At 37.2% G+C, this 13,124-nt stretch carries 11 protein-coding genes; 6 read left to right on the top strand and 5 right to left on the bottom strand.

Annotated features, from left to right (window positions below; translation table 11 throughout):
* Nucleotides 1–164 precede the first annotated feature (164 nt).
* From A6M55_RS14490 to A6M55_RS14505, 4 genes are all read left to right on the top strand, one after another.
* Nucleotides 165–1,718, top strand: coding sequence for an NFACT RNA binding domain-containing protein (locus tag A6M55_RS14490; RefSeq protein WP_064198287.1), 1,554 nt, complete (start codon nucleotides 165–167; stop codon nucleotides 1,716–1,718).
* A gap of 97 nt (nucleotides 1,719–1,815) precedes the next feature.
* Complete coding sequence (locus A6M55_RS14495; protein ID WP_064198288.1) at nucleotides 1,816–2,100, top strand: DUF1456 family protein; 285 nt, start codon at nucleotides 1,816–1,818, stop codon at nucleotides 2,098–2,100.
* 93 nt (nucleotides 2,101–2,193) lie between these two features.
* On the top strand, nucleotides 2,194–2,886 hold the full coding sequence (locus A6M55_RS14500; protein WP_156511073.1) for a hypothetical protein: 693 nt from the start codon (nucleotides 2,194–2,196) through the stop codon (nucleotides 2,884–2,886).
* A gap of 36 nt (nucleotides 2,887–2,922) precedes the next feature.
* Nucleotides 2,923–3,615 (top strand): pseudouridine synthase, encoded by a 693-nt coding sequence (locus A6M55_RS14505; RefSeq protein WP_064198290.1) that lies wholly within the window; start codon nucleotides 2,923–2,925, stop codon nucleotides 3,613–3,615.
* 9 nt (nucleotides 3,616–3,624) lie between these two features.
* Here A6M55_RS14505 and A6M55_RS14510 read toward each other — a convergent pair whose 3' ends face one another.
* The 4 genes from A6M55_RS14510 to A6M55_RS14525 form a co-directional block, all read right to left on the bottom strand.
* Nucleotides 3,625–4,971: a DEAD/DEAH box helicase gene (locus tag A6M55_RS14510; RefSeq protein WP_064198291.1), complete on the bottom strand. Its 1,347-nt coding sequence runs from the start codon at nucleotides 4,969–4,971 to the stop codon at nucleotides 3,625–3,627.
* Nucleotides 4,972–5,119: 148 nt separating this feature from the next.
* Nucleotides 5,120–6,766, bottom strand: a complete 1,647-nt coding sequence (locus tag A6M55_RS14515; protein ID WP_064198292.1) for an FAD-dependent oxidoreductase — start codon at nucleotides 6,764–6,766, stop codon at nucleotides 5,120–5,122.
* Nucleotides 6,767–6,888: 122 nt separating this feature from the next.
* Entirely contained in the window at nucleotides 6,889–7,971 is a 1,083-nt protein-coding gene (locus tag A6M55_RS14520; protein WP_064198293.1) for an aminotransferase class V-fold PLP-dependent enzyme, read from the bottom strand.
* 121 nt (nucleotides 7,972–8,092) lie between these two features.
* On the bottom strand, nucleotides 8,093–9,325 hold the full coding sequence (locus tag A6M55_RS14525) for a pitrilysin family protein (RefSeq protein ID WP_015029263.1): 1,233 nt from the start codon (nucleotides 9,323–9,325) through the stop codon (nucleotides 8,093–8,095).
* Between the two features lie 149 nt (nucleotides 9,326–9,474).
* Between A6M55_RS14525 and A6M55_RS14530 the strand changes: the two genes are divergently transcribed.
* Nucleotides 9,475–10,554 carry a glycosyltransferase family 1 protein gene (locus A6M55_RS14530; protein ID WP_064198294.1) on the top strand — a complete coding sequence of 360 codons (1,080 nt, stop codon included), beginning with the start codon at nucleotides 9,475–9,477 and terminating at the stop codon, nucleotides 10,552–10,554.
* A gap of 89 nt (nucleotides 10,555–10,643) precedes the next feature.
* Nucleotides 10,644–11,672, top strand: coding sequence for a fibronectin type III domain-containing protein (locus A6M55_RS14535; protein ID WP_156511074.1), 1,029 nt, complete (start codon nucleotides 10,644–10,646; stop codon nucleotides 11,670–11,672).
* A gap of 156 nt (nucleotides 11,673–11,828) precedes the next feature.
* Here A6M55_RS14535 and A6M55_RS14540 read toward each other — a convergent pair whose 3' ends face one another.
* Nucleotides 11,829–13,094 carry an amidohydrolase family protein gene (locus A6M55_RS14540; protein WP_015029266.1) on the bottom strand — a complete coding sequence of 422 codons (1,266 nt, stop codon included), beginning with the start codon at nucleotides 13,092–13,094 and terminating at the stop codon, nucleotides 11,829–11,831.
* Nucleotides 13,095–13,124 lie beyond the last annotated feature (30 nt).

Raw genomic sequence — 13,124 nt, forward strand, 5'->3', positions numbered from 1 at the left:
GAGCAAAGTTCTACGGTTGGTGAGCAAAGTTCTACAGTTGGTGAGCAAAGTTCTACAGTTGGTGAGCAAAGTTCTACGGTTGGTGAGCGAAGCCGAACCAAGCCAAGAAATTGCTACTTCCCTACAAAATCACGTACTTTGTACTGAATATTTAGAATATACCTGTGCATAATAATTATTATTTTCTCCGTAAGCTTACCAAACAACTTGCGTCTAAGATTATAGGCTTGAAGTTGATGGAGTGCTTTAGTCAGGAAAAAGATGAATTAGTATTGGGTTTTGCGGCGGCTCGCGGTAAAAACCGAAACTACAAAGAGTTTTTTATCAAAGCTATTGTCTTTCCTGATTTTTCGTGTTTGTATTTTACCGATAAGTTTGAGCGTGCCCGACGCAATAGCGTAGATTTATTTGAGCAACTAATTGATTTAGAAGTAACGGGCGTGAGGCAATTTAAAAATGAAAGATGTTTCGCGATTACTTTCGAAAATGGATTTTCTTTGGCGTTTAGAATGTATGGAACTCGCTCGAATTTAATTTTATTTCATGAAAATGAAGTTTTAGAGCTATTTCATAGTAGAATTGTTTCGGATAAAAACCTTATTTACAATCAATTAGATAGAGAAATCGAGCAAACATACGAGCGTTTTTTAAGCGAAAAACAAGATTATAGAAAATTATATCCAACGCTCGGGAAAATTGTAAACGACCAACTTACACTGGGTAAAACTACTTGGGAAGAGCTACAAACGTTTGTGCAGCAACTTGAGCACCCACGCTATTATTTGGTTAGGTGGGAGCACGCGTTGCATTTATCGCTTTTGCCTGTCGGAGAAATTATAGAAGAATTCAGCGAGCCAATAGAGGCGATGAATGCCTTTTATATTGCTTATAATAAAGTAAATACGCTTGACGATGAAAAAGCTGAGGTGCTCAGACGCTTATCAAAAGAGAAAAAGCAAACCGAAGCTTATCTACAAAATTCGTATCAAAGAATGGAATCGCTTGATTCGGAGGTTAAAAATGAAGAAATTGGGCATATTCTAATGGCCAACTTACACCAAATCGAAGAGCGTGCTGAGCGAGTAGAACTTTTTGACTTTTACCGAAATCAAAATATTGTTATAAAACTCAGAGGAGATTTATCGCCGCAAAAAAACGCCGAAAACTTTTACAGAAAAGCCAAAAATGAGAAAATTGAAATAGAAAAACTCATAGAAAATATAGAAAGTAGAGAGGCTTTGCTCGAAACCATCAATCGTCATATTGAAAATATCGAACAATCGGAAAACCTGAAAAATCTACGAAGCTATCTAAAAGCTAATGGTTTATCGCCCAATAGTAAGTTAAAAATACAGTCGTATCGAGAATTATTTAAGCGTTTTGAGGTAGATGGTTTTGAAATTTTAGTTGGTAAAAACTCAAAAAATAATGATTTACTTACGCAGCAATATGCTTATAAAGAAGACCTTTGGCTACACGCCCGCGATGCCACTGGTTCGCACGTAGTATTAAAATATAGAGCTGGAAAGAAGTTTCCGAATGCTGTAATTGAAAAAGCGGCCTCATTAGCGGCATATTTTTCAAAACGCCGTAATGAAACTTTGGCACCAGTGATTGTTACGCCTAAGAAGTTTGTTCGTAAACCCAAGGGCTTTGCCGAAGGACAGGTATTAGTCGATAAAGAAGAGGTGGTTATGGTAGAGCCTAAATTACCTTGATGGCTTTATACGCTTCAAAAACTGAATTTATTTAGTGATTAAATCATTCAAAATTAATCAAATTGTTTCCAACCTTTTTTTATAAAAACAGTCAATTATGTCGAACAACGATATTTTAAAGAAATTGCGAGTTGCTTTGCAATTACGCGATGACCAAATAGTTGAGATATTGAAACTGGCCAATTTCAATGCCTCAAAAGCCGAAATCGGGGCTTTTTTTAGAGATAAAGAACACCCAAGTTTTAAACCTTGTGGCGACCAGATTCTAAGAAAATTTCTTGATGGACTCATTATACACTTGCGTGGGCCGAAAGAAGATAAAAAGCCGTCGATTGTTAAAGGTAATATTTTGGTACAAGAACCCAAAACGTCTAATAAGTAGTGTTTAGTAGGAAGGTTATGGGTATTTCTCTAAAAGTTGTTTGTATTTCATTCATTCATTTTGGAGTAAAAATCCGATAACTTTCTAAATACTGTGAGATTATTATCACTTAAACTATACGCAGGCATTATTTGCTTGTGTGTTTTGGCCTGTGTAAAGCCCCAACAAAATATTGAGCCAGTGGCCAATGAGGTGCTCGTTCCAAAAACAATTACCTCAATTCCTAAGGATACGGTTTTGGTTCTACCCAAAGATACGCTCATTGCAAAAAATGATACTGTAAAAAAAGTAGCAGTTCAAGATACGGTCAAGAAAAAGCCTGAAGGCGAACAAATCTTCGAGTTTTATAATATTACATCGCCCGATATTTCGATTAGTTTACCTTCGCATAGTATCGTGATGATTCCTGTTACTTATGTTGGCAAAGATATCGGCGTAGCTAATAGTTTTTGCGAATACTGGCTTTATACCAAAGATGGAAAATTGGTCTGCTATTGCAAAAATACGGTGAGTGGTTTACACCCAGTTTATGCCAATAATTTCAATACCAATAATCATTTACCTCAGTTTACAAAAAAGATTGCCTACGGCGAATATCGTTTGGTTTATAAAAATATTTCTAAGGCGGCGGTTAGGCAAGATTTAATGTTTGGTTTGATTATTAATGAAAATAAAGACCAAATCAATGTAAAAGTTGATAGTGGCGAAACACGCGAGTTTTGGATTAATATTTATCCATCGACAAGTGCGTTTAAGATGAATAATAACAATAAGGATAAAATATAGTACCTGCTCATTGAGCATTTACTTCTAAACATTCAAATGACTTTTCGGAACCGCTTGCAGTATTTATTAGTAGTTAGGTTGCAAATCTCCAATAAAGAGGCTTTAGCTTTGATTTTGTCGGGAAAGGTGTTGGTCAATGGAGTTGCGGCGACTACAAATTGCGAGTTAAATCAAACCGATGAGGTGATTTATGAAGGAAAAATACTACAAGAATCTAAGAAAATGATTTATGTGGCCTACTACAAGCCACGTGGAATAGAAACTACTTTAAATACACAAATTGAAGATAATCTGAAGGAAGTTTTGCCTTTTGAAGAAGAGGTATTTCCAGTTGGACGACTTGATAAAGCTTCGGAAGGACTTTTATTATTAACCAATGATGGTAGGGTCTATGATAAAATTTTGCGGAATGAAAATAAAACCGAAAAAGATTATGTCGTAGAGGTAGATAGACCAATTACTGATGAATTTTTGAAGCAAATGGCAAGTGGAATTGTGATTATGGGCAAAAAAACACTTCCCTGTAAAGTCGTAAAATTGGATGACTTTGTTTTTAAAATTACCTTAGTTCAAGGCCTAAATCGACAGATTCGAAGAATGTGCTATAAACTCAACTATGAAGTTTTGAGCTTAAAAAGAGTGCGAATTGAAAATATAGATTTAGGAGATTTGAAAGCAGGAGAATATCGGTTTTTAGACTTTCAAGGTTTCAAAACCTCGAAAGTCTAAAAATAATGTTTATCTATCGCCACGTTTAGGTTTATTCCCAGATTTCTTGATAGGTCGGCCATATTTTGCCCATTTTTCGGCTTTAATATCGCGTCTTACGTTCACTTTTTTATTTTTGGCCAATTTCTCATGAAAAGCTGGACCAACATCTTCTCGTTTTGGGGCCTTTACCAACACATTTTTCATCTTTACCTGTGGCATTTCGGCTTCGGTCAATACATCTGAAATTGTGAGGTTTTCGGGTAATTCAGCTACAGGAATTTCGTAGTTCATCATCTCCTCAATGGCATCAATTTGCTCAATTTCTTTTGGAGTCATGAAAGTGATGGCGATACCTTTTTTATCGACACGCCCCGTACGACCGATGCGGTGAATGTAGTTTTCGGGCACTTCAGGAATATCAAAATTAATAACGTGCGAAACCTCAGCGATATCTATACCACGAGCAATGATATCGGTGGCAATGAGCATTTTACAACTTCCTTCTTGAAAAGCTTTTACGGTGTTGAAACGCGTATTTTGTGCTTTATTTGAGTGAATAACGCCTACTTTTTCGCCGTATTTTCTTTCAATTCGGTTATAAAGTTGGTCGGCCAATTCTTTGGTAGCTGCAAAAATCAATACTTTACTCATGCTGTCGTCGTCCATTAAAAGCAATTCGAGTAAATTTACTTTTGTATTGAAATTTGGTACATGGTAGAGCGTCTGCGAAATATTCTCTAATGGCGAACCCGCTGGTGCAGCTTCTACTCTCATAGGTTCGTTGAAGTATGTTTCAATGATTTGCTCAACTTCTTCGGTAATTGTAGCCGAAAAAAGCAAATTTTGGCGGCGAGTTGGCAATAAATCAAGAATGTTTTTGAGTTGAGGACGAAAACCCAGATTGAGCATTTCATCTACTTCATCAATGATTAGTTTTTTGAGAGATTTGGTTTTAATAAAACCACTCGAAAGCAAATCAATCAAACGGCCAGGTGTTCCTACCAAAATATCTACTCCATTCTGAATGTCTAAAATTTGAGGCTTGATGTTTACCCCACCATACACACCCACGGTTATGACACTCATGTAGGTTGTAAGTTTCTGAATAGATTCTACCACCTGTACTACCAGCTCACGTGTAGGAACAATGATGAGTACTTGTGGCATTTTTTCTTTCGAAAACTGATATTGGCGTAAACTTGGCAATAAATAGGCAAAAGTTTTACCTGTTCCAGTTTGGGCAATTCCGCAAACATCTTTACCCGACATTACCACCGAGAAAACTTTCTGCTGAATGGTTGTTGGCGTTGTATAGCCCAAGTCATCGAGGGCATTGATGAGTTGTTTATTGAGATTTAATTCGTTGAAAGTCATTGTTTTTATTAATAGACCGATTGTATGGGTCAGGGTTGTTAGAGCAGATGGTCGCTAACAAAAAATCCTTATTTACTTCGAAATAATCCACAAAGTTACGGTTATTCTGCGAGTAAATAAGGATTTTAGGCATTTACCTCGAAAAATGCTATAATTCTAAGACTTGTTTTTCGTTTAGAAGAACATTTTTGAGCACTGAATAAGGAATTTTATGCGGAATAGTTTTTGAATCAATGGCCAAAACTGCCGCCGCCGCCGCCGATTGCCCTAAAATCATGAAAACGGGTTCCATGCGAATAGAACCATAGGCAATATGCGAACTTGATAGGCAGACAGGTACTAAAAGATTCGAACATTCGTTTTCTTTAGGCAAGATTGATTCGTAAGCAATAGAATAAGGTTTGTCGGGATGCACGCCAATATCACCTTCATTTTGCACATAACCATCGGCTTTCACAAAACGTTGAGCATTGTGCGAATCTAATGAATACGAACCCATTCCAATTGGATTTTGGACATTGGTTTTACCTAAAGCATCGGCTTCTTTCATTACGTATTTACCAATCATGCGGCGTGCTTCACGAATATAAAGCTGGTGTGGCCAATGTCCATTATCCTTAAATTCGTCTTTAGGTAAGCCCCATTGTTGCATTTTTTCTCTTACATCGTTCGGTACACGTGGGTCATTTTGTAAGAAATACATGAGTCCTTTCTGATAATGTTCGTGTTCTTTGATAATTTCTCTTCGGCGTTCGTAACTAGCTTCAGGGTAATCGTAGTTTTTGCCTATGTAATCAGTACTAAAGGGTCCATGATTATTAGTATCAGTTTTTCGATTAGGAATAGCATCAAACTTATCGAAAGTTTCTCGCCACCCACTGGCAAATACCCTTGCGTAAAGTTCATACCGAGCAGGGTCATAGCCATCAGGTTTAGCAAATGGTATTCTGTTATCGGGGTGATTACTCAAACACATTCTGAAGCAATAGGCTTGAATTTTATTATCTCCCGAACCATATTCTCCGGGTGGTTCGGCTGAAACTTCTGGTAAAAGTCCACTTTTGGGGTCATTTTCAACTACGTAAGGGCTAATTTTAGCTTTGAAATGATGCCCGTGCTGAAATACATTTGTTTGCACGCCATTCCATTTTTCACTATAAACACTATTAGCTTCACGCCCGATGTGGTAGCTTACACCAGCGGCAGCCATGAGGTCACCTTCATAAGTGGCATCAATAAACATTTTGCCTTCATAAGTCTTGCCACTGAGTGTTCGAAAAGAAACGATTCTTTCATTTACTTTTTTTATGCCTTTGGCTGAGCGGTCTAACCATTCATTGCGGTAAATGATTAAGTTATTCTCTCGGGCAAAATCTTCGAATACTTGTTCTGCGGCATGGGGTTCAAAAATCCACATGGTTCGATTTGCTCCATCGAGTGCGGGCGTTCCTTGTCCTTTATTGCCGTATTCTTCTCTTTTTTGCCATTGCCATGATTCGGGTTTCTGATAGTGGCTGTATAACCTTTGGTAGAATTCACGGGAAAGGCCGCCAATTACTTGTTTATTTCCTGTATCCGTAAAGCCTAAACCTCCCGATGATAAACCGCCTAAGTGTTTGTCGGGGGAGACAATAATGACGGTTTTTCCCATCTTTTTTACTTGAACGGCAGCCGTAATTGCCGCAGAAGTGCCGCCATAAATAATTACATCGGCTTTGTTGATTGCTTTTTGTGCGAATAGTCCGTGAAAAATTAGTAAACAGAAAGAGAGGTTTCTGTAAAAGTAGTAGTTCATAAAAAATGAGTTTTGGGTTGGATAGCGTTTTCGATATTAAGTTAGGTAAAAAAGCCTAAAGCAGAAAATAAAAAAGCCAGCGAGATAAAATCTGCTGGCTATTCAAAAAATCAATGAAGCTATCATTCCATTGCTTTCAATTCTTTTAGTAAATTATCTACTTGCTCAGGTGTATTTGAAGGGAAATTCGAAATTCTGATTTGAGTATCTTTATTCGGGCCATAACCACTTCCAATAATCATATTTTTTTCCTTCAATGTTTCGATAATCGCTTTCGAGGGTTTTTTAGTATCGGCCACTATCACCGTTTTCGAGCGGTGCTCTGGATTTTGTACGGCAGCACTACACAAACTGCTGGTTTCTAGGTATTTATAAATTTTCTTTACCTTCTCGTCGGTTTCTTTTCTGATATTCTCAATACCTTTTTTGTTCATATCTTCAGCTACTTTACCGAGTAGATAAATCCCTAAAACATTTGGAGTAGCTGGCGTTTCGTAAGTTTCGTAGTTTTTCCACAAAACTGGTAAATTATGGTGTGCTCCGATGGTAATGTTTTCATATTTGGCCAAACGTTTGGCTTTTTCTAAACATTTTTCATTGGCAATCCATACACCTAAACCTGCGGGTAAACCAAAAGCTTTTTGAACCGAAAAGAAAGCGGTATCAATTAAATCTAAATCTAACTCGGGAATGGGTGCTGATGAAACTATATCTACAGCCATGAGGCGTTTTTGATTACTGCGTTTGAGTTTATGAATATCGGCCTCACGCATTTGTACACCCGTACTGGTTTCATTCTGAGTGACACAAATAAGCTCTGCATATTCGGGAACTTCAATTTCACCGTAGCTAAATCCTTCGCCCAATGGTTTTTCAAATTTATGAGCGAATTTTTGAGCCGAAACGGCATATTTATAGAATTTGTCAGAGAATGAACCATTGACTAAATGAAAACTCTCGTGCTCAACGAGGTTCAATAAGATTCGCTCCCATACTTCCGATGCCGAACCTGTGAAGAATATACCCGACGATGCTGGAATGTTCATTAGTGTACGTAGGTTTTCTACGCAGTGCTGATAAATCTTACGGAATTGTCCGCTACGATGTGAAATCGAACCGATTTGCTCGTCAATTGCTTGACGCATAAATTCTTCGAATTTAGGGTTCAATTCGGCTGGCCCGGCAGTGAAATAGATATTTTTCATGTTTGGTTTTGTTATCGGAGATTCCAAAAATAAAAAAAGTCAAGCAGATAGCTATCCGCTTGAAATAAATGCTTTAAAAAGTATAATTCTTTCTTGAAGTAGCACAATTATTTGACTAGATTTATTCGGGAAGAAACGTCAGATAGCTTAACTGTGTTTCATCGAACATATCTTTTGTAATTTCTTGGAGGTCAGCGGCTTCAATATTTTTTATATCTGCAAAAATACTTTCCAGCGATTCAACCTTTCCGATATCTAAAATACTCTTGGCCATCATGAGCATAAAACTCTGATTGCTTTCCTCTGCCATGGCTAGCTGCCCCATGAGTTGTTCTTTGACTGTATGTAATTGTAGCTTGCCCAATGGTTTGTCTTTCAAGATTTGCATTTCTTTCAAAATCAAGGAATTTGCCTTATCAAGGTTTGATTTATCGGTTGCGAAATAAATGCCAAAAAAGCCTGTATCCGTAAAAGGGGAGTAGGTAGCATCAATGCCATAAACTAAACCATATTTTTCACGAAGGGTCATGTTAAGGCGTGAATTCATGCCAGGGCCACCGAATAGATTGACGAGCATAAAGAACGGTAAGCGATGCTCATCAGACATTGAATAAGAAGGTCGGCCAATGGCACAATGTGCTTGGGTGATTTTCTTAGTTGTGGTGATTCGCTGTGCTTGATAGGCCGTTGGCGGAACACGCACAAGGTCTGATTTCTTGGCAGGAATATCTTTGAGGTATTTTTCTGCGATTTTGATGGCTTTCTGAAATGGAATATTTCCCACAATCGACATCACGATTTTTTCAGTATCCATATTCTCAGCAATGAAATCTTGTAATTCTTTGCGAGTAAAGCCTTTTACACTCTCTTGCGTACCTAAAATATTGGCTCCAAGTTGGTGATTGGCAAAAACAATTTCATCGAAATCATCTTGTAGGGCATCTTCTGGAGAATCTTGATACATCGACATTTCTTCTAAAATCACCCCACGCTCTTTTTCGATTTGATTTTCGGGGAAAACCGAATCGAAGGTAATATCGGCTAAGAGTTCAACCGATTTTTCGAAATGTGCATCAAGCACCGATGCGTAGAAACATATTTTTTCTTTAGTCGTATATGCGTTTAATTCGCCACCTACCGACTCTAATCTATTAATAATATGGTAAGATTTCCGCTTTTTCGTACCTTTGAAGGCCATGTGCTCCCAAAAGTGAGCCAAACCTAATTGATTGGGCTTTTCATCACGACTACCCATGTCGAGCATGAGTCCGCAATGTACAATTTGGGTGTAAGGTACTTGTCGATGAGCAACTCTAATGCCGTTTGGCAATGTATGTATTTGGTATTCGGTCATAAATTGGGCTTTCAGCGATAAGCTAAGGCTTTTAGCTAAAAAATAAGGCTCGAAATAGAAGTTTGATGATATTTCAAGCTAATCGCTAATAGCCTAGGGCTAATAGCAAATAATATAATATTTGACAAATTTAATCAAAAGTTAGTTCAATGCGTATAGGTTTTGATGCAAAAAGGGCTTTTAATAATCATACTGGTTTGGGTAATTATAGTCGATTTATTATTGACTCCCTACTGAAATATGCTCCACAGCACGAATATTTGGCATATACGCCTAAAAAGCCTAAAACAACATTAGCTTTAGCTCCGAAATTACCCACTACGACTTTTGGTGGAGGCTTATGGCGGAGCTGGCTTATTAATAACGATTTGCAAAAGGATAATGTTGATATTTTTCACGGATTAAGTAATGAAATCCCATTTGGTATTAAAAAAACAGGTGTAAAATCGGTCGTAACAATTCATGATTTGATTTTCGTTCGTTATCCTGCATTATATCCTGCCATTGACCGTTTTTTTTACCAACAGAAATTTAAGTACGCTTGCCAAAATGCCGATGCCGTGGTGGCAGTAAGTCAGCAAACCAAAGATGATATTGTAGATTTTTACAATATTGACCCCGATAAAATTTCGGTAATATACCAAGATTGTCAAGCGACATTTTATCAAAATGTTGATGGTCAACTATTAACGAGCATAAAAACGAAATATCATTTACATAAACCATACCTCATTTGTGTATCATCATTCAGTGAGCGAAAAAATCAAAAACGCTTGGTTGACGCTTTTCAAGCATTGAATTTGAAAAACTATGATTTGGTATTAGTTGGTGGAAAATCTAAATATGCCGAAGAAATTTTAAGTAAAAATATTGCTGGAGTTCGAATGCTTTTCAATGTACCATCGAGCGATTTACCAGCTTTATACCAAGGGGCTTCTTTGTGTGTATATCCTTCTTTTTTTGAGGGCTTTGGTATTCCAATTGTCGAGGCTTTACATTCGGGTATTCCAGTGGTGGCTGCTACGGGTTCTTGTTTAGAAGAGGCTGGTGGTGAAGGTGCTTTGTATGCTAATCCTTTAGATGTAAATGATTTATCAGGAAAAATACACGAAGTATTAAGTTCTGAAAGCTTACAAAAAGCGTTGGTACAAAAAGGTCAGGAACATATTCAACAATTTTCTTCCGAAAACATTGCTAAGCAATTGGTAGAACTCTATCAAAAATTATAAAATAAGGTGTTGATTATCATATTTTTACGCAAAAATATGTGCTTATTTTGTCAAAAATAAAAGTATTCACACTGAAAAATAGCCTGATAGTGAAAAGTATCATTAAAAGATTCGTATTATTTGGATTATCACTCAATTTGCTTGCGTGCAGTATCGACAAGGAAGCCCCTATTTTGCCCAGATTTGATGCTGTAACTATCAGCGAAACAACAATAGCTTCTGCAAGTTTATCCGTTTCATTCTTGGAAGTTGGTAATCAATCTATAACTGATTATGGGATTGTTTATTCAGAAACAAATCTTTCTCCTACACTAACAGATAGTAAAGTTAGTAATGGAGCTCTCACTCAAACAACTTCACCTTATACTTACCTTGTTAAGATAAGTAATTTGAAGGCGAACACCGTCTATTATGCAAGGGCTTATGTAATTACTGAAAGTGGAACTATTTACAGCAATGTAATTTCGGTTAAAACATTGGCCATTGTTTCTCCTAGTATAAAAACTACAGAAGCTAGCACTTATACCATTTATTCGGCAAAAGTGGGAGGGAGTATTGAAACCAAGGGTTCGTATGATATTAGCGAGTATGGAATTTGTTGGTCTCAAAGATTTGCAGTTCCAACCATTGAACATTCTAAAGAAAAAATCACTGGCGATGTAAGCACTTTCCCGAAAGCATATTCACTCATTATTTATAACTTACCAGAAAAAGGCACAATCTATTATCGGGCTTATGTGATTTCAAATGGAAACGTTATTTATGGAGATGTTTTAACTTATACTTTAGAAGTTGAGGGTTATCCAAAAGTTTCAACTGATGGTGCGGTATATGTAGCTGATAGTGTGATGAAATTGAATGGAACTATCGTAAACAAGGGGAAATATGAAGTTACAGAATATGGAATGTGTTGGGGTTTCAATGATTCATTTATAAACCCAACCGTTTGTGAAAATAAAGGAAGCTTGACGGTCATGCCTAATTCCTTACCAGCACCGTATTCAATAGAGGCTAAAAAACTGAAAACAGGGGTTGTATATTTTTATCGGTCTTATCTAACCTCGAATGGAATTACAACTTTTGGTACTCAAAAATCATTTATCATTGAATCGAAATAAGGAAAAACTTGAGTTTGCTCGATAATAAATTTGACTTTAGTCAAAGAAAATGTTTAGACTAAAGTCAAATTTGTTTTTATTCAGGATTGCTACAGTTAAAACTGACTGCAATGAGTAACAATTCTTTAAAATTCGAGATAAGCCAAGTTTCTTAACTTATTTTTTATAAACAACGCCATCTTTCATTACAAAAGAGAGTTTCTTTTCGATTACAGTAATATCTTGCTCAGGATTACCATCAACGGCGATAATATCGGCAAATTTACCTACTGAAATCGAACCAATTTTATCTTTTACTCCAATCAAATCTGCTGCATTGATAGTTGCTGATTGAATGGCCTGTACGGGAGTCAGGCCATATTTTACCATATAGAAAAACTGCTTAGCGTTATCGCCGTGAGGATACACACCCGCATCGGTTCCAAAAGCTATTTTTACACCCGCTTTAACTGCTTTTTGAAAGTTTTCTCTTTGTGTACGACCTACCATACGTTCTTTTTCAATGATTTTTTGTGGGAAACCCAATTTAGCATATTCAGCTAAAATAAAGTCATCATTATAAATATCAGCTACCAAATACGTTCCTTTTTGTTTCATTAATTCTATTCCTTCTTCATCGATAAAGCTTCCATGTTCGATAGAGGCTACGCCCGCTTTTACAGCTCTTTTTATTCCCTCAGTTCCATGTGCGTGTGCGGCTACTTTTTTGCCCCACATTTTGGCTTCTTCAACCATTACGTTCATTTCTTCTTGCGAATACTGCGGAGCTCCTACCGATTCTTCTTCAGTAAGTACGCCTGCAGTTGCACCAAATTTGATTAAATCTGCTCCGTATTTGATATTGGTTCGAACTTGCTTTCTGATTTCATCAACACCGTCGGCCACTGAACCAATTTGGTGGATTTTTACATAAGGTGAAAAGCCATTCATATCGCCATGGCTGCCCGTTGCACCAATGTAAGGGCCTGCAACATAGAGGCGAGGCCCTGCAACCTTACCTGCATTGATAGCATTACGGAGAGCAATATCTACATACTCAAGGGCACCTACATCGCGGCAAGTAGTGAAGCCAGCTTCGAGCGTTCGTTTAGCATAAATATGAGCTGTAACTGCCACGTCAATTGGTGATTTACGGAAGAGGTCTTCCATGTAGTTTTCGGGTTGACCCGTGATGTGCGTGTGGCAGTCGATGAGCCCAGGTAAAATGGTTTGTTTACTTAAATCAATAATGCTAGCATTAGCTGGAATTTTCAGGTTTGAGCCAATTTCTGAAATTAGATTGTTTTTTACGATAATTGTTTGATTATCAATAAATACACCTCGTTCGCTATCAAACAATCGGCCTGCTTTGATGGCAATAATGGTTTCGGTTTGTGCGAAACCAATGAAGCTAGTCAAGAATAAAAAAATGATTTTTTTCATTTTGTTTTTGAAGTAAATGTAATCGAATAG

Source organism: Emticicia sp. MM, assembly GCF_001649495.1.

Bases quoted from the DNA above. Each gene is read 5' to 3' on its own strand.
- A6M55_RS14495 (WP_064198288.1), top strand. From the start codon at position 1,816: ATGTCGAACAACGATATTTTAAAGAAATTGCGAGTTGCTTTGCAATTA.
- A6M55_RS14505 (WP_064198290.1), top strand. From the start codon at position 2,923: ATGACTTTTCGGAACCGCTTGCAGTATTTATTAGTAGTTAGGTTGCAA.
- A6M55_RS14510 (WP_064198291.1), bottom strand. From the start codon at position 4,971: ATGACTTTCAACGAATTAAATCTCAATAAACAACTCATCAATGCCCTC.
- A6M55_RS14515 (WP_064198292.1), bottom strand. From the start codon at position 6,766: ATGAACTACTACTTTTACAGAAACCTCTCTTTCTGTTTACTAATTTTT.
- A6M55_RS14520 (WP_064198293.1), bottom strand. From the start codon at position 7,971: ATGAAAAATATCTATTTCACTGCCGGGCCAGCCGAATTGAACCCTAAA.
- A6M55_RS14525 (WP_015029263.1), bottom strand. From the start codon at position 9,325: ATGACCGAATACCAAATACATACATTGCCAAACGGCATTAGAGTTGCT.
- A6M55_RS14530 (WP_064198294.1), top strand. From the start codon at position 9,475: ATGCGTATAGGTTTTGATGCAAAAAGGGCTTTTAATAATCATACTGGT.
- A6M55_RS14540 (WP_015029266.1), bottom strand. From the start codon at position 13,094: ATGAAAAAAATCATTTTTTTATTCTTGACTAGCTTCATTGGTTTCGCA.